The sequence below is a fragment of the Streptomyces sp. NPDC102451 genome (assembly GCF_044765485.1).
GTDB lineage: Bacteria > Actinomycetota > Actinomycetes > Streptomycetales > Streptomycetaceae > Streptomyces.
Genome location: NZ_JBIWKD010000019.1, coordinates 89,514 through 109,124 on the forward strand (window position 1 = coordinate 89,514; position 19,611 = coordinate 109,124).

At 71.2% G+C, this 19,611-nt stretch carries 17 protein-coding genes; 8 read left to right on the plus strand and 9 right to left on the minus strand.

All coding sequences use genetic code 11. The annotated features are described in order from the left end of the window. The first annotated feature begins 72 nt into the window (after positions 1 to 72). The gene (locus ACIRD8_RS31375) at positions 73 to 984 is read left to right on the plus strand and encodes a LysR family transcriptional regulator (RefSeq protein ID WP_403999026.1); all 912 of its coding nucleotides are present in this window, start codon (positions 73 to 75) and stop codon (positions 982 to 984) included. Here the strand turns inward: ACIRD8_RS31375 and ACIRD8_RS31380 are convergent. From ACIRD8_RS31380 to ACIRD8_RS31415, 8 genes are all read right to left on the minus strand, one after another. Next, entirely contained in the window at positions 981 to 1,955 is a 975-nt protein-coding gene (locus tag ACIRD8_RS31380) for a polysaccharide lyase family 1 protein (protein WP_403999029.1), read from the minus strand. The genes ACIRD8_RS31375 and ACIRD8_RS31380 overlap by 4 nt on opposite strands. 127 nt (positions 1,956 to 2,082) lie before the next feature. Next, on the minus strand, positions 2,083 to 3,609 hold the full coding sequence (locus tag ACIRD8_RS31385) for a sensor histidine kinase (protein ID WP_403999032.1): 1,527 nt from the start codon (positions 3,607 to 3,609) through the stop codon (positions 2,083 to 2,085). Beyond that, positions 3,606 to 4,328: a response regulator transcription factor gene (locus ACIRD8_RS31390; RefSeq protein WP_403999035.1), complete on the minus strand. Its 723-nt coding sequence runs from the start codon at positions 4,326 to 4,328 to the stop codon at positions 3,606 to 3,608. Before ACIRD8_RS31390 ends, ACIRD8_RS31385 begins: the two co-directional genes overlap by 4 nt. Positions 4,329 to 4,495: 167 nt before the next feature. Beyond that, the gene (locus ACIRD8_RS31395; RefSeq protein ID WP_403999038.1) at positions 4,496 to 6,325 is read right to left on the minus strand and encodes a CotH kinase family protein; all 1,830 of its coding nucleotides are present in this window, start codon (positions 6,323 to 6,325) and stop codon (positions 4,496 to 4,498) included. Continuing rightward, positions 6,325 to 7,002 carry a DUF4956 domain-containing protein gene (locus ACIRD8_RS31400; RefSeq protein ID WP_099176060.1) on the minus strand — a complete coding sequence of 226 codons (678 nt, stop codon included), beginning with the start codon at positions 7,000 to 7,002 and terminating at the stop codon, positions 6,325 to 6,327. The genes ACIRD8_RS31395 and ACIRD8_RS31400 overlap by 1 nt, the downstream gene beginning before the upstream one ends. Then, on the minus strand, positions 6,999 to 7,904 hold the full coding sequence (locus ACIRD8_RS31405) for a polyphosphate polymerase domain-containing protein (RefSeq protein WP_403999144.1): 906 nt from the start codon (positions 7,902 to 7,904) through the stop codon (positions 6,999 to 7,001). Before ACIRD8_RS31405 ends, ACIRD8_RS31400 begins: the two co-directional genes overlap by 4 nt. Positions 7,905 to 8,132: 228 nt before the next feature. Further along, positions 8,133 to 8,747, minus strand: a complete 615-nt coding sequence (locus ACIRD8_RS31410) for a DUF1349 domain-containing protein (protein WP_403999041.1) — start codon at positions 8,745 to 8,747, stop codon at positions 8,133 to 8,135. Beyond that, positions 8,744 to 10,264: an aldehyde dehydrogenase (NADP(+)) gene (locus tag ACIRD8_RS31415; protein WP_403999044.1), complete on the minus strand. Its 1,521-nt coding sequence runs from the start codon at positions 10,262 to 10,264 to the stop codon at positions 8,744 to 8,746. Before ACIRD8_RS31415 ends, ACIRD8_RS31410 begins: the two co-directional genes overlap by 4 nt. Before the next feature lie 154 nt (positions 10,265 to 10,418). Between ACIRD8_RS31415 and ACIRD8_RS31420 the strand changes: the two genes are divergently transcribed. From ACIRD8_RS31420 to ACIRD8_RS31430, 3 genes are all read left to right on the plus strand, one after another. Next, on the plus strand, positions 10,419 to 11,189 hold the full coding sequence (locus ACIRD8_RS31420; protein ID WP_033305764.1) for an IclR family transcriptional regulator: 771 nt from the start codon (positions 10,419 to 10,421) through the stop codon (positions 11,187 to 11,189). A 109-nt stretch (positions 11,190 to 11,298) separates the two neighbouring features. Next, the gene (locus ACIRD8_RS31425; RefSeq protein ID WP_403999047.1) at positions 11,299 to 12,750 is read left to right on the plus strand and encodes a peptidoglycan D,D-transpeptidase FtsI family protein; all 1,452 of its coding nucleotides are present in this window, start codon (positions 11,299 to 11,301) and stop codon (positions 12,748 to 12,750) included. 152 nt (positions 12,751 to 12,902) lie between these two features. Continuing rightward, on the plus strand, positions 12,903 to 14,915 hold the full coding sequence (locus ACIRD8_RS31430; protein ID WP_403999050.1) for a YncE family protein: 2,013 nt from the start codon (positions 12,903 to 12,905) through the stop codon (positions 14,913 to 14,915). 75 nt (positions 14,916 to 14,990) lie between these two features. Here the strand turns inward: ACIRD8_RS31430 and ACIRD8_RS31435 are convergent, their stop codons facing one another. Further along, positions 14,991 to 16,499 carry an NCS2 family permease gene (locus ACIRD8_RS31435; protein WP_403999053.1) on the minus strand — a complete coding sequence of 503 codons (1,509 nt, stop codon included), beginning with the start codon at positions 16,497 to 16,499 and terminating at the stop codon, positions 14,991 to 14,993. A gap of 288 nt (positions 16,500 to 16,787) precedes the next feature. On the opposite strand from ACIRD8_RS31435, the gene ACIRD8_RS31440 reads away from it, so the two are divergent. The 4 genes from ACIRD8_RS31440 (at position 16,788) to ACIRD8_RS31455 (ending at position 19,611) form a co-directional block, all read left to right on the plus strand. Beyond that, positions 16,788 to 17,183: a peptidase inhibitor family I36 protein gene (locus tag ACIRD8_RS31440; protein WP_403999056.1), complete on the plus strand. Its 396-nt coding sequence runs from the start codon at positions 16,788 to 16,790 to the stop codon at positions 17,181 to 17,183. Between the two features lie 4 nt (positions 17,184 to 17,187). Further along, on the plus strand, positions 17,188 to 18,099 hold the full coding sequence (locus ACIRD8_RS31445; protein WP_403999059.1) for a hypothetical protein: 912 nt from the start codon (positions 17,188 to 17,190) through the stop codon (positions 18,097 to 18,099). A 229-nt stretch (positions 18,100 to 18,328) separates the two neighbouring features. Continuing rightward, entirely contained in the window at positions 18,329 to 18,901 is a 573-nt protein-coding gene (locus tag ACIRD8_RS31450) for a SigE family RNA polymerase sigma factor (protein WP_403999062.1), read from the plus strand. Continuing rightward, positions 18,901 to 19,611: a hypothetical protein gene (locus tag ACIRD8_RS31455; RefSeq protein ID WP_403999065.1), complete on the plus strand. Its 711-nt coding sequence runs from the start codon at positions 18,901 to 18,903 to the stop codon at positions 19,609 to 19,611. The genes ACIRD8_RS31450 and ACIRD8_RS31455 overlap by 1 nt, the downstream gene beginning before the upstream one ends.

A 19,611-nucleotide genomic window follows, 5' to 3' on the forward strand; every position in this document is an offset into this window, starting at 1 on the left:
GCTTTGAACACTGCCCGGGTTGCTCACGTAAGACAAGCGAAAAAGTTTGCATGGAGCGTTAAGCTGTACTACATGCTTGATGTGCGAAGGATGCAGCTGCTGCGCGCGGTGGTCACCAGTGGGTCGGTCACCGCGGCGGCACGCAATCTCGGGTACACGCCGTCCGCGGTCAGCCAGCAGATGGCGGCGCTGGAGAAGGAGGCCGGGATCACGCTCCTGGAGCGGTCCGGGCGGGGCGTACGGCCGACGGACGCGGGGCTGCTGCTCAACGAGTACGCGACCCTCATCGGCGACCATGTCGCCGAGGCGGAGACCGCGCTGGCCGACCTGAGGGCCGGACGGACGGGGCGGGTCGCCGTCCGCTACTTCGCGAGCGCGGGTGCCGCGCTGGTCGCCCCGGCGCTGGCACGGCTCCGCCGGGAACACCCGGGCGTGCAGACCGAGCTGAAGCTGAGCGACCCCGAGGACCCGCTGCCGGAGGTGAGGGACGGCCGTGCCGATCTGGCCCTCGTGGTCCGGCCGCACGACCGGCCGCCCGTAGACGGCATCCGCTTCGTGCCGCTGCTCGACGACCGGTTCCTCGCCGTACTGCCGGATGGCCACCGGCTCGCCGCGCAGGACGACATCGAGCTGAGCGCCCTCGCCGATGAGCCGTGGATCAGGAGCGACCGGCCGGGCCCCTGTCTGGATCCCGTCCTCGACGCCTGCGCCTCCGCCGGGTTCAGCCCGGGGTTCGTGGTGGAGAGCGAGGACCACGCCACGGCGCGGGCGTTCGTGGCCGCGGGGCTCGGCATCACCCTGATCCCGGAGCTGGGGATCGGCGGCCCCCACCCCGGCCTGGCCGTCCGCAGGGTCCGCGGCCCGGAGCCGGTGAGGTCGATCCACGCGGCGGTGCGGGAGTCGTCCCCGGCCGAGCAGCCCGCGCTGCGCGGGCTGCTCGACGCACTGCGGACCACGGCGGCCTCGGTGCCCTTCCCGTACTAGATCTTGCCGGCGCCCGCTCCCGCGGTCACCGAGGCGGAGACGGCGGACGCCGGTTCGGCGGTGTAGCTGTAGGGCGGGGTGGTGAAAGAGCCGCCCTGCGAGATCTCGACGGCCGCGCCGCCCAGGTCGTTGCCCCGCTGCACGGCGTAGCCGTCCTCGTCGCTGCTGCGGTTGGTCGTGACGGCGACCTTGGTGTCACGGAAGACGTTGTTCTCGACCAGCATCTGCGCCCCCATCCGGGAGTGCGCACCGGTGTCCGCGCCCTCGATGAGGTTGTTGTAGACGTGCCCGGTGCCGAAGCGGAGGCTGGGGATGCGCGAGAAGACGTTCTGGAAGTGGTTGTGGTGGTACGTCACCTTCAGGTGCCCGGAGTCCTCGCTCTCGTTGCTGTCGCTGTGCCCGACCAGGCTCCCCTTGTAGTGGTTCTTGAAGGTGTTCCAGGAGACCGTGACGTTGTCCGAGGCGTGCGTGATGTCCAGCAGGCCGTCGTAGTAGTCCTTGTCGTGGTCGCGGTCCGCGGAGAAGGAGTTGTGGTCGATCCAGACCTTGGTGGAGCCCTGCACGGTGATGCCGTCGGAGGGGGCGAGCGGCTTGCTGATGTTGAGGTTGCGGATGACGATGTTCGTCTCGCTCTTGAGCCGCAAACCACCGCCGGTGAAGCCGGAGGAGGAACCGACGCCGAGCACGGTGGTGTTGGAGCCGACGTCGACCTGACCGCTGAGCGAGATCAGTCCGCTCACCTTGACGGTCTTGGCGGTGTCGCCCGCCACGGCCGACTTGAACGCGTCGAGGCTGCTGACGGTCACGGCGGAGGCGTTGCCGCCGCCGGTGGTGCCCGCGCCGAAGCCGATGGGGCTCGACTCGGCGGCGCCCGCGGCGTTGGGGAGCGCGGCGACGGTGAGGGATGCGACGGCCGCGACGGCGGCCAGCGCCGCGATACGGCTGCGACGGCTGCGGAGATGGGTGCGCATGGGGGGATCCCTTTCTCGGTACGACGGAGTGCGGGGTGCACTCATGGGTCGCCCCCGGGGAACGCAAGGTTGCCGGGCCGGGAAAAGAAATTCACGTATGTGGGGCAGCGCTTCGGTATGTGACCGCTCAGGGGTGCCCGGCCGGGAGCAGCAGCCGGAAGGTGCATCCTTCGCCGGGGCCGGTGTCGACCTCCAGCCGGCCGCCATGGGCCTCGGCGATCGTCGAGGCGATGGCGAGGCCGAGGCCGGAGCCGCTGTCCCGGGGGGCGCCGGAGGCCGACGGCGCCCGGTAGAAGCGGTCGAAGACCTGCCGTGCTTCCTCGGGCGTCAGTCCGGGGCCGTCGTCGACGACCTCGATGGCGTGGGCCGGGGCGCCGGAGGGCAGGGGCGGGTTGGTGCTCGTACGGCCGGGGCGGTCGGCGCCTCCGGTACGGGGGCCGGCGCGCAGGCTCCCGACGCGCACCTGGAGCCGGGTGCCGGGCGGGGTGTGGGTGCAGGCGTTGTCCAGGAGGTTGGCCAGCACCTGGGCGAGCTGATGCGGGTCCCCGGAGCCCTCCACCACATCGAGCTCTCCAGGGCCGCCGCCGTCCCCGGCCCCCAGGGGCGCGAGGGTGACGCGCCGCGCCGGGTGGCGTACGGCCGAGGCGGCGATGCCGTCGGCGGCCAGCGAGAGCAGGTCGACGGGCCCGTGCTCGGTGGTGGGGGCGTCGCCGAGCTTGGCCAGCAGGAAGAGGCTGTCGACCAGGCGGCTCATCCGGTCGGCGTTCTGCGCGATGAGCTCATGGGCCTCACGCCGGCGGGCCGGGGACATGTCCGGGTCGTCCAGCAGGAGTTCGGCGAAGCCCTGGAGGGAGGTCAGCGGGGTGCGCAGTTCGTGTCCGGCGTCCGCCATGAAGCGGCGCAGCCGGCGCTCGGTCCTGTCCTTGCGATGCAGGGCCGCGCGGAGCTGGTCGAGCATGGTGTTGAAGGCGATGCCGAGACGGCCGACCTCGGTGTCGGGGCTGGTGTCGCTGACGTTCTGTTCGAGTTCGCCGCTGGTGATGCTCCTGGCGGTGTGCTCGACACGGGTCAGCGGCCGCAGGCCGAGGCGCACGGCGGCACTGCCCAGCAGCATCACCCCGGTCGCGGCGGCCGCACCGATGGCCAGGCTGAACCAGAGCAGCCGGGACGTCGCGTCCTGCACGGTGTCCAGGGGCAGGGCTACGACGGCGCGCATGCCCTCGGGCCCGGAGTCGGCGACCACCCGCCAGCTGCCGTCGCCGTCCCGGGCGGGCACCGTGGCGGGGCGCCCGTCCACGGGGTCGCCGACGGTGATGGTCCCGGCCAGGCGGGGTTCGCCGCGTCCGCTGCCGAGCGAGTCGGGCAGCAGACGGCCCTCGGCGTCGTAGAAGTAGACGCGGAAGTCGGAGGGCAGGGTCTCGTGCGGGGGCGGCCGACGGCTGGGTACGGTGCCGTCGGCGATGTCCCGGTAGACGGGCGAGGGCGGACGGAAGTCGGTGAGCCGGTCGTCGACCTGCCCGATGAGCCAGGAGCGCATGAGGGTCAGCCCGGTGGCCTGGCTCACCAGGACCGCCGCGGTGGCGAGGACCGTGGCGATCAGCACCAGCCGGGTGCGCAGGGAGCGGGGGCGCAGGCGCCTCGGGACGCCTCTCACCGCGCGGGGTCCCGTGGCAGGCGCAGACAGTAGCCGACGCCGCGCACGGTGTGGATGAGCAGCGGTTCGGTGCGGTCGATCTTGCGGCGCAGGTTCTTGATGTAGGTGTCGACGATGCGGGTGTCACCGGCGAAGTCGTAGTGCCAGACCTTCTGCAGGATCTGCTGCTTCTCCAGCACCTTCTCGGGCTGTGCCATGAGGCAGGCCAGCAGCCGGAACTCCGTCGGGGACAGCGGCACCCGCTGACCGCCGCGGTGCACCTCGTGGGCCTCCTCGTCGAGGGTGAGGTCGGCGTAGCGCAGGGGCGGGCGTTCGGCGGGCGGGGGTGGTGCGTGGGCTCCGGCGCTGCGGCGGAGGATGGCGCGGATCCGGAGCAGGATCTCCTGGACGTGGAAGGGCTTGGTGACGTAGTCGTCGCCGCCCGAGCTGAGGCCGATGATGCGGTCCTCGACCTCGGTGCGGGCGGTGAGGAAGAGGACCGGGGTGTAGATGCCCCGGGCGCGCAGCTCGCGCGTCACCGTAAAGCCGTCGGTGTCGGGGAGCATCACGTCCAGCACGATCAGGTCCGGGCCGCTGCGCTCCGTGCCGGACAGGGCCTCCTGCCCGGTCCCCGCCGACACGACGGCGTAACCGGCGGCGTGCAGGGCGGAGGTGAGCAGGGTGCGGATGCTCGGGTCGTCCTCGACGACCAGAACGGTGTGCCGGGCTGATGAGGCCATCACGGCTGGAGTTCACCTCGGGTGCTGCGGGCGGTTCGTGCGCCGGCCGGGCCGGGTGCGCGGGGGCGAGGTCCACGGTACGGGCCACACGGGGCGACCGGCGGATACGTGGGTGTGCCGGCGCCCCGGACCGGATCGGGGGAAATCCGTGTCCGGGGCGCCGACGGTCAGCCGGTGACCTCCTTGTTCTTCGCCAGTGCCTCGGTGCGCGAGGTGACGGTCGTGCGCAGTGTGGCCACGGCCTTCTTCAGATCGGCCGCGTCGACACCGGCCTTCCCGGCCTGGTCGGAGATGCTGTCCAGCGCCTTGGCCGCCGTACCCGAGCCGAAGTACGTCTCGTACAGCTCGCTGTACGCCTTCTTGTAGACGCTGTCGAACGCGTCGAGCTCCAGGAATCGCTCCTTGAGGGCGTGACCCCCCATGGAACCGCCCGCGCCACCGGCGCCGCCGCCTTCTGCGCCGCCGGGCATACCGCCGCCTTCCGGCAGCTCCATGCCTTCCGGCAGCTCCATGCCGTCGGGCGGCTCCATGCCTTCCGGCAGTTCGGGCATGCCCTGCGCCGGTCCGCCCTCCTGGCCGCCCGCTCCCTGGCCGCCGGCGCCTTGCCCGTCGGCGCCCTGGCCGGTCGTGTCGCCGCCCGCGCCTCCGGGGCGGCCGCCGCCCATGCTCATCTCGTCGTCGGGCCCCGCCTCGGCGTCCCCGCTGAAGGTGAGGTTGTAGTCCCATCCGAGGACGGAGAACTTCTTGGTGTCCAGGTCGTACCAGAGCAGGTAATTCTTACCGGGCCCCGCCATGTCGTCGAAGTTCATCAGCAGGTTCTGCGTGGCGACGTACTTGGCGAACGACTCCACGTCGACGTGCTTGTCGAGGTCCGCGGCGAACTCCTCGTCCGACGCCTCGTCCACCCACTTGATGAACTTCATGACGGGTTCGAGGTCCTGGCTCCCGACCTTGTTGAGCTGCCGGAACGACGTCTCGTAGTCGGAGGGGTCATCACCCTTGTAGGCGAAACTGCCGCCCGCCCGCGCCTTGTACAGCACCCCGTTGCCGTCGACGGCCTCGGCGTACTCGGTGTCGGGGTTCTCCACCATGAGCCTGGTGACCTCAGGACCGTTGTTGACGGACACCGTGGTGAAGCCGTACCGCTCGGCCGTCTCCCCGCTCTCGTCCGTCAGTGACAGCGCCAGGGCCTCGTTCAGCGGCACCTGCTCGTCGGCTCCCGGGCGCAGCGAGATCTCCCGCTCGCCCTGGTAGGCGCGCCCCTCGACGTACTCGTCGATCTCGATGAGCAGGGGAAGTTCCTCCGGCTTGTCGGCGGAGAGGTCGTACTGGGTCATCCCGCCACCCATACCGCCCCTGCCGGCACCCGCATCGGCACCACCCGCATCGGCACCGCCCGCCGCGGCACCGCCGGTGGTGTTCCCGCCGGTGGCGCCCGTGCCCCCGGCCGCGTTCCCGCCGGTGGCCCCGGCGCCAGGACCGCCGCCGTTCGTGGCCTGGCCGCGGTCCTGGCCCCCGCCGCCCTGTTGCTGCTGCGGGGCGCCCTGCCCGGCTCCGGCGGGCATCCGGCCGCCACCGGCACCGCCCTTGTTGCCGCGCAGGGACATCAGGGTGGAGTTCCCCTTCAGGCGGATCCCCACGTCCTGGAGGAAGACCCCGTCGATGGTGAGGTCCGCCTTGATGGAGTCCTTGGTCCCGTCGTCCTCGAACTCCTTGATCATCTTCTCGAAGTCGGTCTGCTTGTACTGCAGCTGGATCGAGTGCTCGACCGTGGTGTCGTAGAGGCCGACCGCGCCCTGGACGTCCTCGGTGATCGTGTCGGCCTCGACGCGGGACGAGGAGGTGACGTACGGCGAGATACGGGCGTCCCCGAAGGCGTACACCATGACGGCCAGGCCCACGCACAGCGCCCCGGCCGGCTTCCAGTGGTGCCGCAGCCGCACCGGGATGCGGTCCTTCAGCCGCCGCCGGCGGACCGGCGTCGTACCGCCGCTCATCACAGGTCGGTCGTGTCGTAACCGGTCAGCACCGTCACCCGCTGCCCGGAGGTGCGCTCCTGCAGGGCCGTGACGAGGTCCCCGGGTTCGGTGCCCTTCTTCATCCGCACGGTGTAGAACACCTCGTTGAGGGCTCCGCCGCGGATGGTCTCCGTGCTGACCAGCTCGAACTCGCTGGTGTACTTGATCAGGACGTCACGGATGGCGGGCGTGTAGTCCTCGCCCGCGGGGACCTGGACCTTGACGACCTGGCGCTGGACATTCAGGGCGAACCAGTTGAACTTGAACATCACGAGGATCACGACGCAGATCACGACGGCGCCGACGGCGGCCAGCGTGTAGAAGCGCGCGCCGCAGGCCATGCCGATGGCCATCGCCAGGAAGATGAAGCCGACGTCCCTCGTCTCCTTCACCGCGTTCCTGAACCGGACGACGGACAACGCGCCCACCAGGGAGAACGCCCGCGCCAGGTTCGAGCCGACCACCAGCATGATCAGGGCGACGATCATGCCGACGATGACCAGCGTCTGGACGTAGGACTGGCTGTACGAGACGTTGCGGTGCGTGTACCGGTAGGTGTAACCGATCACCGTACTCAGGATGAACGACAGCGCCATGGCGGCGACCACGTCGGCGACGCTGAACGTCCCGCTGAGTTCCTGCAGATCGAAGTTCACTGTGTTCCTGCTTTCACCGGCGCGTGCGGCGCCGCCGGCTGCCCCAGCGGCAGTCGGGTGTTGGGGGTGGGAGGCGGACAGTCCGCCTCGTCGAGGTGGAAGACCGACCTGGGTGCCAGGCCGAACGCTTCGATGGACTGCACGTACTTGCTGACCCGCACCAGGTTCAGGTTCCGGCGCGCGGCCAGGTCAGTGATCCAGTGCGGGGTGCGCTCGTTGACCTTGATCTCCATCACCGTCATGTGCGGCGGGATGGTGAACCGGTTCTCCGGAGTGGCGGTCCCGAAGTGGAAGTCGCGGTCCCGGCCCCGGACCCGCCGGTCGAAGGTGACCCGCAGCCCCGTGTCGGCCGCGCGGCCGACCAGGGCCTCGCGCTGGTACCCGGTGATCGCCGTCGGCCGGAGGTTCAGCCGGATGACGAGGTCGAGCACCTCCTGGATGAAGGGGCTCTCCTTGGGCGAGTGCTCCACCATCTCCCGTGCGTCGCACAGCCTTCTGGCGGTGGCGTACGGGAGGGTGATGCGCCGCTTCTGCGTCACCCGGTTCACCCGCTGCTTGATCTCCACGCACACCGGGGACCCGTCGGTGACACCGTCGAGGTCGCCGTAGTGCCGGATCCGCAGCTTGCGCCGGAACTTGAGGCCTTCGATCTTCTCCCAGTAGAACCGCAGCTCGGGGCTGTCGTAGTACAGGCTCCAGACCCCGTAACCGCCCACCGGGCTGTTCAGGTCCCGGTCCATCCGCTCGCCGAGCTCCTCCCGGATCTCGACGGCCTGCTCGACGGGGACGAGGTACTTCAGCTCGAACCGGTTGAACGCGTGCAGTCTGCTCGCCACGTGCAGCGGCTGGTCACCCTCGGGGGCCGGGGCGTCGCCGTCCCGGGACCCACGGGGTGCGGCCATGTCGGGTCGCGACACCATGCGCCTCCTTGCGTCTACGTGCCGGACCGGGCCGGCACCGACACGCAATCAAGGCCGCATGAGGAAGCCGTGAGAAACGCGGGTTGATTGCAGGAGGATCCAAGGTGACGTAAAGGTGAACACCTGGCGGTGCGTGCCAGACCGGGCCCCCACGGACGAAGGGCCCGGAATCCTCTCGGATCCGGGCCCTTCGTCGGTGTGCGCGGGTCGTCAGCTGCCGTCGCGCAGGTCGCCCGGGCCGGTGGGCCGGAAGGCGATCCGGTCGAACGTCACCGTGCAGCCGTCACCGGTGGGCGACTGGGCGAGGAAGCCGATACGGGCGGCCGCCCGCTCCTCCTCCGTGCCGAGGGTGAACAGCCGGACGAAGGTCCAGCGCTCCCCGTCCGGCGAGGCGTGGAAGGCGAAGGAGCTGCCGATACGGCTGAGCCGCAGCCAGCTGCTGTTCCCCTCCACGACGGCGGAGTTCACGTCGTCGGAGTGGCCCCGGGTGACCACGGTGCAGATCGTCGGGCGTTCCGGGGAGAGCTCCAGGCAGAGCTTCGCCCACTCCCGCTCCCCCACGTGGAGGTAGAGCACCCCCGCGTCGAAGGCGGCGGCGAAGCCGACGCTCACCCGGGCGATCAGCTGGAAGTCGCCCTCCGGGGCGGGGCCCAGCAGCCGCGGCGCGTCGGAGGCGGGCTCCAGGCTGTCGCCGCCGGGCGGGACGAAGCGGTCCTGCTTCGCCCCCGCCGATCCGGTCAGGACGCCTTCCTCGTACGCCCATCCGCCCTCGGGGCCGGCCGGCTCCAGGGCGAAGGGCAGCTCGGGGAGCTGGACGGTGCTCATGCGCGGCGCCCGTCGACCCGGCGCGGCAGGTTCTGCGGGTTGTCCTCGCGGAGCTCCGGCGGCAGCAGCGCCTCGGGCGTCGTCTGGTAGCTGACCGGGCGCAGCCAGCGCTCGATCGCGGTGGCGCCGACCGAGGTGGAGGTGGAGGTGGTGGCCGGGTAGGGGCCGCCGTGGTGCTGGGCGGGGGCGACGGCAACGCCGGTCGGCCAGCCGTTGACCAGGACGCGTCCGGCCACCGGGGTGAGCTCGGCCAGCAGTCCCGCGGCGCTGCCGTCGGCCTCCTCCGTGGCGATCTGGAGGGTGGCGGTGAGGTTCCCCGGCAGCCGGGAGAGCACAGCGGTGATCTCGTCCGCGGAGTCGTAGCGCGCGACGACGGTGACCGGGCCGAAGCACTCCTCCAGGAGCGCGTCGTGCGGTCCCTCCTGGGCCAGCAGCCGCGCCGGCACGGTGAGGAAGCCCGCGGAGACCGTGTGCTCGCCGCCGGCGCCCGGGGTGACCGGGGCCTCGACGTCCGGGAGCGCGGCCCGCTCGGCCACCCCCTGGATGAAGGCGTCGCGCATCCGGTGGTCGAGCATGACCCCGGAGCCCGTTCCGCTCACCGTCCCGGTCAGCGACTTCAGCAGCTGGTCGCCCGCCTCGCCGGACGGGGCGAACACGAAGCCGGGCTTGGTGCAGAACTGTCCGGCGCCCATGGTCATCGAGCCACCGAGACCGGCACCGATCTGCTCGGCGCGCTCGGCGGCGGCCGCCTCGGTGACGACGACGGGGTTGAGCGAACCGAGCTCACCGTGGAAGGGGATCGGCGCGGGCCGGGCGGCAGCCGCGTCGAACAGGGCCCGGCCGCCGCGGATCGAGCCGGTGAAGCCGGCGGCGGAGACGAGCGGGTGCTTGACCAGCTCGACGCCCGCCTCGAAGCCGTGGACCACGATCAGGACGTCCTCGGGCAGGCCGTGCTGTGCGGCGGCCCTGCGCAGGAGCGAGGCGCAGAGCTCCGAGGTCGCGGGGTGGTCGGGGTGCGCCTTGACGACGACCGGGCAGCCCGCGGCGAGCGCGCTCGCGGTGTCGCCGCCGGGGACGGAGAAGGCGAGCGGGAAGTTGCTGGCCGCGTAGACGGCGACGACCCCGAGCGGGATCTTGTACCGGCGCAGGTCCGGCCAGGGCGGGGTGCGGCTGCCGTCCTCGTGGTCGATGTGGATGTCGAGGAAGGCGCCCTCGTCGACGACCTCCGCAAAGGCCCGCAGCTGGGCGGCCGTGCGGGCGAGCTCGCCGGTCAGCCGGGCCGGGCCGAGCGCGGTCTCCGCGTCGGCCGCCTCGATGACGTGTTCCTGGGCCTCGGCGAGGAGGTCGGCCGCGGTGCGGAGGAACGCGGCGCGCACGGTGCGGTCGGCCAGCGCTCCACGGGCGGCGTGCGCCGCCCGGACCGCGGCGTCGACCTCCTCCGCTGTAGCCTCCACCGCAACCTGCTCACGCGGGTTCCCCGTTCGGGGGTCGACGCTCCAGACTGGTGCTGCTGCCACCGTGTTTCCTTCCGGTCCACTGCCACACAGGAGAAGTTGTTCGGTATTCTGAACAGCGTTCCTGAACGTGAATACACAGGAACTCTATTTCCGGGCGCTCAGTGTTGGCAAGAAGTCGCAGGGTCGTACAAGCAGGCTGGAAGGGGCATCAGGCATGTCGGTAGGCGAGTCCGGTGGGGCACAGGTCAAGTCCGCGGTACGGACGGTGGAACTCCTCGAATACTTCGCGGGGCGCCCCGGCATGCACTCGCTGGCCGCGGTGCAGGAGGCCGTCGGATACCCCAAGTCCAGCCTCTACATGCTGCTGCGCACGCTGGTGGAGCTCGGCTGGGTGGAGACCGACGCCACGGGCACGCGGTACGGGATCGGCGTGCGCGCCCTGCTTGTCGGCACCTCGTACATCGACGGCGACGAGGTCGTCGCCGCCGCCCGCCCCACCCTGGACCGGCTCTCCGACGACACCACGGAGACCATCCACCTGGCCCGGCTGGACGGGACGAACGTGGTGTACCTCGCCACCCGGCAGTCCCAGCACTACCTGCGCCCCTTCACCCGCGTCGGCCGCCGGCTGCCCGCGCACTCCACCTCGCTCGGCAAGGCGCTGCTGGCCACCCACAGCGACGAGCAGGTCCGCAAGATGCTGCCCGAGACGTTGCCGGCGCTGACGGAGCACACCCTCACCGACCGCGAGAAGCTGATCGAGGAGCTGCACCTCATCCGCGAGCAGGGTTACGCGGTGGACCGCGAGGAGAACACCCTGGGACTGCGCTGCTTCGGCGTCGCGATCCCGTACCGCACCCCGGCGCGCGACGCGATCAGCTGCTCGGTGCCGGTCGCCCGGCTCACGCCGGCGCACGAGCAGATGGTCAAGGACGCCCTGTTCGACGCCCGCGACCGGCTCACCCTCGCGACCCGCAGGCTCTGAGCACCCGGCGGGCCGCTCCCCGGCGCCCGGACCCGGCGCGCCTGAGAAACCGGTGAGAAGGAACACGAACGGGAACGCCCCCGGTGTCCCCGTTCGTCCCTCCAGCGGGATGAACAAGACGATCAGGCGCGCTTCGGTCTTCTGTCTGCTCATGGTCCTCGCCCTGCTGGTGCGGGCGACCTGGGTGCAGGCGTACGAGGCACGGGCGCTCGCAGACGACGAACACAACCGGCGGAACACGATCGCGCAGTACGCGCAGCCGCTCGGCGACATCATCGTGGCCGGCTCCCCGGTCACCGGTTCGAAGGAGACGGACGGCGACGACCTCCGCTACAAGCGCACCTACACCCAGGGCGAGCTGTACGCGGCGGTCACCGGCTACAGCTCGCAGGCCTACGGCGCCACCCAGCTGGAAGGCATCTACAGCGATGTCCTCGACGGCACCGACGACCGGCTCAAGAACCCCGCCGATCTGATCACCGGCAGGCAGACGGCCCCCGGCGACGTGCTGACGACCATCGACCCGGACGTGCAGAAGGCGGCCTACGAGGCGCTGGGCGACGACCGGGGCGCGGCGGTCGCCATGGACCCGGAGACGGGGCGGATCCTGGGGATGGTCTCCTCCCCCTCGTACGATCCCTCCGGCATCAGCGGGACGACGGACGGCGACGCCTGGCAGAAGCTGCTCGACGACGGGACCAAGCCGCTGGTCAACCGGGCACTGCGGCAGCCGCTGCCGCCCGGTTCGACGTTCAAGCTGGTGGTGGCCTCCGCGGCGCTGGAGAACGGCCTGTACGGCTCGGTCGACGAGCCCACGGACAGCCCCGATCCGTACACCCTGCCGAACACGAGCACCGTCCTGTCGAACGAGAACCCCTCGGCGCCCTGCGAGAACGCCACGCTGCGCACCGCCCTCCAGTACTCCTGCAACAACGTCTTCGCGAAGGTGGCGGCCGACCTCGGCCAGGACAAGCTGAAGGCCATGGCGGACGCCTTCGGCTTCGACACCGAGAAGCTGGACGTGCCGGTGCGGGCGTCGCAGAGCGTCTACCCCACCGGGATGGACAAGGCCCAGACCGCACTGACCGGCATCGGCCAGTTCGAGGTGACCGCGACCCCGATGCAGATGGCCATGGTCTCGGCCGCCCTCTCCAACGGCGGTGAGCTGGCCTCACCGCACATGGTCGCGAAGGTGACGGACGCCGACGGCTCCACACTGCAGGAGTACCCGGACGGCGACACCGAGCGGGTCGTGAAGGCCTCGACGGCCGAGCAGCTGCGCAGCGCCATGGTCACCGTCGTGGAGAAGGGGACCGGCAGCAACGCGAAGATCGACGGTGCCGAGGTCGGCGGCAAGACGGGAACCGCGCAGAACGGCGTGGACAACAGCAACACCCCGTACGCCTGGTTCACCTCGTACGCGAAGGACGACTCGACCGGCAAGCAGGTGGCGGTCGCGGTGGTCGTCGAGGACTCCGGGGCGGCCCGCTCCGAGGTCAGCGGCAACGGCCTGGCGGCGCCGATCGCGCAGAAGATGATGAAAGCTGCCCTGAAGGGGTGATCCGTACCGCCCCCGCCGGCGTGAAGAAGTGGTGTGTACCGCCCCCCGACGGCCTGCCCGGCTGCCCCGCTGACCGACTGTCACAGGCGTCGCATACGCTGCGACCCAGCGGGGGCGCTCACACAATTTCTTCACCCTGGGGGGTACGGATCATGGTGCGAAGGCAGAAGCACAGACGCACGCTCACCACCGCGACGGCGCTCGCGGTCCTCTTCAGCTCGGCGGCGCTGAGCGTCGGGGCGGCCGGGCCGGCCGCGGCCGACACCTCGAAGGTCCTCTCCCTGAAGTCCGCGGGGGACGTCCTGGTGGACGGCGTCCACCAGCGGGTCTACATATCGGACCCGACGGCCGGCAGGATCGTCGTCACCGACTACGCGGCAACGGTCGTCGCCACGCTCACCGGCCTGTCCGGTGTGAACGGCCTGGAACTCTCGGCCGACTCGGGCCTGGTGTACGCCGCGGTCACCGGCGGCAGCCGGATCATCGCGGTCGACACACAGACGTACGCGCAGAGCGCGAGCTACGCCCTCGGCGGCCTCGACGGGGTCAGCACGCTCGCACAGGCCGGCGGCAAGCTGTGGTTCGGGTACCAGGAGGAGCACACCGGCGGCATCGGCTCGCTGGACCTCTCGGGCCCCGAACCCGTCGTCCAGCTCTCCCAGCAGAGCGCGCAGACCCACAACGGCACCATCGCCCCGGAGTTCGGCTCCGACCCGGCCGCCCCCGGCGTGCTGGCGGTCGGCGTGAAGGAAAGTGACGTCGTCGGCATCTACGACGTGTCGGACTCCGGGCTGACCCTGCGCGTCAGCAAGTCGGTGGCGGGGAACCTCCGGGAGCTGGACATCACCCCGGACGGCAAGGAAGTCATCACCGCGAGCGGCGCGCCGTACGTGCACCCGGCGTTCTCCACCGCCGACCTCTCGCCGGTCGTGACCTACCAGTCGTCCGACTACCCGAACGCCGTGGACGTCGCCCCGGGCGGCGAGGTCGCGGGCGGCACCTTCTCCTGGTACGGGCCGGACGTCCACGTCTTCTCGCACGGCGACCCGAACGCGGTCCGGACCTTCGAGTTCCCCAACACGGGCAGCTCCTCCGGCGGGGACACCCTCGTGCCGGGCGCCCTGGCCTGGGCGCCTGACGGCAGCCGGATCTTCGCCGTGTCGGAGAACAGCCAGGGCGTGTTCTCCCTCCGCGTGCTGGGCGACCCCGCGAAGTCGCTCCCGGCGATCACGGTGAGCGCGCCCTCCAGCGCGGCGCGCGCCAAGGCCCTGACGGTCACCGGCCGGATCACCGCGAGCGTGGCGGTCCCCACCGGGACCCCTCTGACGGTGACGCGCACCGACGTCGAGTCCCCCAAGGGCAAGGCGCTGCCCGGCGTCGTCACCAAGGCGGGCGGCACGTTCTCCTTCGCCGACACCCCGCCGGCCGGCGGGAACGTGACGTACAAGGTCTCCTACGCGGGCGACGCCACGCACACCGCGGCGAGCGGCTCCGACACCGTCGCGGTGTCACGGACCGCGGTCACCCTCACCCTGAACAACAACAAGAAGGTGTTCTCCTACGGGAAGCCCGTCGCCTTCACCGCCGTCCTCGGCAAGACGTACAAGAACCGCACCGTGAAGATCTACGCGGACCGGGCCGGGGACGGCAAGGGCAAGTACCTGATCAAGTCGGGCACGGTGAACAGCGCGGGCAAGCTCTCCGGCACCCTGAACATGTACCGGGACTCCTCGGTCTACGCCGTGTACGACGGTGACGCGCGGACCGCGGCGAAGACCACGACCGTGTGGGCGGGAGGCCGGGCCAAGGTCGGCACGTCCATCTCCCGGCACTACAAGACGGGGAAGATCGGCTCGACGACGTACTCCTACGTCCACAAGACGTCGCAGCCGTACTTCAACACCACGATGAACCCCTACCCGGGCCGCAAGCAGCGCCTGGACATCCAGATGTACTACCAGGGCGCCTGGCGCAGCGCCGGCTCGGAGTACTTCAAGCTGGACGCGGCCGGCAAGTCGGTCGTCAACCTCGGGAAGCCGGGGTCGAGTTCCGTGGGTTACAAGTTCCGGTTCCGGTCGGCGTACGTCAAGGGCGCCGGCTACTCCGGTGACGGCGTGAACTCGACGGTCTACGGCTCGTGGAAGTACATGTACGTCACCAAGTGACGTAGCACCGTACGGAAGCGTCGGCCTTCGAGCCCCCGACCGGGACCCGGAGGCCGACGCGCGCTCGCTGTCGCGCTACCTCACCCCGAGCAGCTGCTCGACCGGGTCGATGGCGAAGTACACCGCGAACAGCGCCGCGGTGCCCCACAGCAGCCAGTGGACCTCCCTGGCCCTGCCGAGGACGGCCTTGATCACGACGTAGGCGACGAAGCCCGCGCCGATGCCGTTGGTGATCGAGTAGGTGAACGGCATGACGGCGATCGTGAGGAAGGCCGGGATGGCGATCTCGTACTTCTCCCAGTCGATGTGCCGCACCTGAGCCATCAGCATGAAGCCGACCGCGACCAGGGCGGGCGCCGCCGCCTGGGACGGGACGATCGTGGCGAGCGGGGTGAGGAACAGCGCCACGGCGAACAGGCCGCCGGTGACCAGCGAGGCGAAGCCGGTACGGGCGCCTTCGCCGACGCCCGCCGTGGACTCGACGTAGGACGTGGCGGAGGACGCGGAGGCGGCGCCGCCCGCGACGGCCGCCGCACCGTCGATGAGCAGGACCCGGCCCAGGTTCGGCACCTTGCCGTCCTGGTCGAGGAGACCGGCCTCGTGGGTGACGCCGACGACGGTGCCCATGGTGTCGAAGAAGTCGCTCAGCAGCAGGGTGAAGACCAGCAGCACGATGGTGACCACACCGACCTGCTGGAACGCCCCGAAGAGGCTGAAGGAGCCGAGCAGCCCGAAGTCCGGTGCGGCCACCAGGTCGGCGGGGACGGCGGGGACGGTCAGGCCCCATGCGGTGGGGGCGATGTCGGCGATCTCGTTGATGACGACCGCCACCACGGTCGTCACGACGATGCTGATGAGAATGGCGCCCTTCGCCTTCCTGGCGAGCAGCGCGACGGTGAGCAGCACACCGAGGCAGAAGACCAGCACCGGCCAGCCGGAGAGCTGCCCGGTGGCCCCGAGCTGGACGGGGACGGAGCCGGTCTCGCCGGGGATCCGCGTGACGAACCCGGCGTCGACGAAGCCGATGAACGCGATGAAGAGCCCGATGCCCACGCTGATGGCCTGCTTGAGGGGCGCCGGGATCGCGTGCATGATCGCTTCGCGGAGCCCGGTGACCACCAGGACGCAGATCAACAGCCCCTCGATGACGATGAGGCCCATCGCGTCGGGCCAGCTCATCAGCGGCGCGAGCTGGAAGGCGGCGACGGCGTTGAGGCCGAGGCCCGCTGCCAGGGCGAGCGGCAGATTGCCGCCGAGCCCCATCACGACGGTCATCACGGCGGCCACCAGGGCGGTGGCGGTGACGAGTTGGGGCCCGGAGAGGTGGTTGCCGAACTTGTCCTCGGCCGAGCCGAGGATGATCGGGTTGAGCACCAGGATGTAGGCCATCGTGAAGAAGGTGGCGAACCCGCCGCGTATCTCACGGCCGAAGTCGGAGCCGCGGGCACTGATGGAGAAGTAGCGGTCGACCGCGCCCGGCCGGCCGGGCGCGGGGGCGACGGCCTCGGGGGACGGCGAGGGCGCCGGGACCACGGCGTCCTCGGTCTTGCGTACGGGCGCGGCGGGATCAGGTGTGTCCGGCATGCACTTCTCCTTGGGTTCGGATCACTCGACGGTCAGCCGGATTGTGCACCGGCCTCGGGGACTTCAGGTTTTCCCCGTGTTACGTCTTACTCGGCGCGCACGCGCCGGAACAGGGCCCGGAGCACTCGGACCTCCCCGCCCAGCTCGGCTTTTGCGGCCGGACGCAACAGCCTGGCCGGGCGGGGCGGGTGCGGGCGAGAGTGGTTCACGCCGAACACGGCGCGCGGGGCCCGCGGGGTTCCGGGACGCGGCCGTGGACGATCGTGAAAGTCCTGAAGGGGGAGAGGCATGAGGAAGTTCATCGGGTTACGGGCGAAGGCAGCCGTCGCGTCGGGGGCCGTGCTGCTGGCCGGCCTGGGTGTGGCGGCGACGGCCGCACCGGCGCAGGCCGCCAAGGCGGACTGCAGTGCCGGAGCGCTGTGCGCGTGGCTCGCGACCAGCTACGCGGGCGACCCGGGCGAGGTCTTCGGCAACAACACGGACCTGCGGCAGTACAACAAGTTCAACAACGCCGCTTCGGTCTACAACCACGGCAACAGCTGCGACGTCCGGATCTACACGCTGAAGGACTACGAGGGCCGGACCTACCTCCTCAAGCGTGGTGCCAGCATCGCCACGCTGAAGACGTACTTCGCGGACGGCCGTTTCGCGTACGGCGTCGCCTCCAACAAGTGGGTGTGCTGACCCGATGCGGCGACTGCTGTGGCCTGCCGCCGCAGCATGCTTCCTCGTGGCCGGATGCGGTGCGTCCGGCCACGAGGGGCCCGGCGGCGGGGAACCCGAACTCCCTCGGCCCCTGTCGGGAGCCGTCCACCTCTCCCCTGCCCAGGCCGTCGCCCTGCGCCGGTCGGAGGAGAGCCGGGTCCGCTCCTGCATGCGCGAGCGGGGCCATGTCTACCGAACGGTCCCGGTGTCCGATCCGCACACGCTCACCGCGGAGAACCCCTACGGCCTGCTGGAGGCCCGCCGGTCCCGGGACGACGGCTACGGCCTCACGGCCGGGCAGGTGCTGAGCCGGCCGCAGGATCCGAACGCCTCGCACCTCTCCACGCTGTCCGAGGCGGAGAGCGCGGCCTGGCGGACGGCGCTCCTGGGCGACGAGAAGCACCGGCGCACCCTCACCCTGCCGGACGGCGTGGAGATCCGGTACGACCCCCGGTCCTGCGTCGAGGTCGCGAGCGGCGCGGTGTACGGGAAACGCTGGACGGAACTGCACCACCTCATGGAGAGCCTCACCGGAGACATCGCCGACGCCGTCCGCCGGACGCCCGGATTCCGGAAGGCGGAGCAGGCGTGGGCCGGCTGCATGGCGGAGAAGGGGCACGCCTTCCGGAGGCTGTCGGATCCTCGGGCCGAGACGGGGCGCCGGCTGGAGAAGGCCGGCGGGGACGCGGCCGCACAGCGGGACGTGGGGCGCGCCGAGTTGCGGCTCGCGGGCGAGGACCTGGCGTGCCAGCGGGAGGCCGGCCTGGCCGCGGCGGTGGCGAAGGCCCAGGCCGGGGCGGAGAGGAAGAGCCGCGAGAGGTGGCGGCAGGAGATCGAGGACCACAGGGCCATGAAGGCCTCGGCGCTGGCCGGACTCGGCCGTACCGCCGGGTGATCCACCGGGGGGGGATCACCGTGCCGTGAGGGGGCGGCACGGAGATCCCCCCGGTTCACCTGACGCAGGGGGCTTCAGGTTTTCGCCGTGTTACGCCTTACTGGGAGGCGCACACGCGTCGAAGCGCTTCCGGGGTGCGCATTGGTACGCTCTCGCCCCGCGCAACGGAATTGGGAACGTACACAGCTCGTGCGAGCGCGCAGTGATCCAGTGCAGAGAAGAGGTACTTGTGGGCACAGTCGTGGACGATGCTGCTGCCGCCGAGTTCCATGCGTTCTTCGAGGCGCACTACGCCGAACTCGCCCGCCTCGCCCATCTGCTGACGGGCGAGGCCGACGCGGCGGACGACCTGGCCGCGGACGCGCTCATGGCGCTCTGGCACCGCTGGGACCGGGTCCGGGGCGCCGACCACCCGGCGGCGTACGCGAGGGGCGTCGTCGCCAACCTGGCCCGTACGCGCATCCGCAGCGCGGTGCGTGAGCGCCGGCGGATCGCGCTGTTCTGGGCTCCCCGCGGGGCCGGGGACGGCTACGCGGCGGACGGCCCCGACGTGTCGGCGGTGGTGGACGTCCAGGACGCCCTGCGCCGGCTGCCGTTCCGCAAGCGCGCGTGCGTGGTGCTGCGGCACGCCTTCGACCTGTCCGAACGCGACACCGCTCTGGTCCTCGGGGTCTCGGTGGGTACGGTGAAGAGCCAGACCTCGCGCGGTGTGGCGGAACTCCAGCGGCTGCTCGGGCCCGAGACCCCGGCGGTACAGGTACAGGTGGCGGCCGCCGGGCAGCGCACCGGAGGAAGGCAGTGATGGACGAGGACCTGCGGGAGCGGCTGCGCACCGCCGCCGCTTCGCACCGCCCCGACCGGGCAAGGATGCTGGCCCGGATCGAGCGCGGCATGGCGGAGGAACCGCCGGCCCGTCCCGCGCGCGCCCCGCGCACGCCGATGCCGTGGCTGCGGGTCGTCGGCGCGACGGCGGCGGTGTGCGGGGTGCTGACGGCGGGAGCGTTCGCGGTCACCTCGGCGGGCCGGGAGGAGCCGGCGGGCGGACAGCGGGTGGCCGCCGGGCCCGCGTCACCCGCGCCCACGACGCCGTCCACGGCCCGGGGCGCCGCCCTGCCCGCCGGGGACGGCCCGCTGTGGTCGGACGGTTCGCTGAACCCGAACAGCAACAGCTACTGGGCGCAGAGTGAGGTGACGGTCAAGACGACGCAGCCGCTGTCCGAGCTCACCGTCGAGCTGCGGATCGCACTGAACGGCGGGGTGAACACCACCGGTTCCTGGCGCTCCCTGCCGCAGGAGGACTTCGTGGCGTCGGCGCGCGAGGAGGACGGCTTCCTCGTCTACCGCTGGACCCTGAAGCCGGGACGGAGCGTGCCGACCGGTACGCACAGCTTCGCGGGGCAGTACAACCACGCGGAGGGCGCCCGCGACACCGGGCGGGACGACTACACGGCGCAGGCGCGTGCGGCGGGCGGAACGACGTCGGTGGGCGGCGGCTTCACGGACACGCACTGA